This window comes from Rhodococcus sp. B10 (assembly GCF_011770055.1).
GTDB classification, from domain to species: domain Bacteria; phylum Actinomycetota; class Actinomycetes; order Mycobacteriales; family Mycobacteriaceae; genus Rhodococcoides; species Rhodococcoides kyotonensis_B.
Map to the genome: position 1 here is coordinate 1 of NZ_JAAFYV010000132.1, position 382 is coordinate 382.

Below are 382 nucleotides of genomic sequence, written 5' to 3' on the forward strand. Positions count from 1 at the left end.
CCACGCGCGTCATGCTGCCGCCTTCACGCTGCAGGTGGTATTCGAAGTACGCGCGCTCAAACAGGTCGCGCGCCTCGCGCAGCGGCATGTCGAACGAGAACTGCATGCCGCCGCTTTCGGCTGCACGGGTCGGTACGCCATTGATGTCGGTGCGCTCGAGCGCGGCGGGTGTACCTGCTGCGGCGGCGTTTGGCATGGCGCCTGCGAGTCCCGCCACCGGAGCGGCAGCCGGTGTGGCCGAGCGTGGCTTTTCCTTGCTGCGCGACAGGCCCTGCTCCACCGCCGTCAGCAGCTTCTGCAGTGCGATGGGCTTCTCAAGGAAATTCAGCGCGCCGATCTTGGTCGCCTCGACGGCGGTGTCGATGGTGGCGTGGCCCGACAT

1 pseudogene is annotated in these 382 nt (G+C 67.5%); it reads right to left on the minus strand.

Features of this window, described 5'->3' with window-relative positions:
* Positions 1-382, minus strand: a pseudogene (locus RhoFasB10_RS26000) (sigma-54-dependent Fis family transcriptional regulator); the annotation flags it as partial.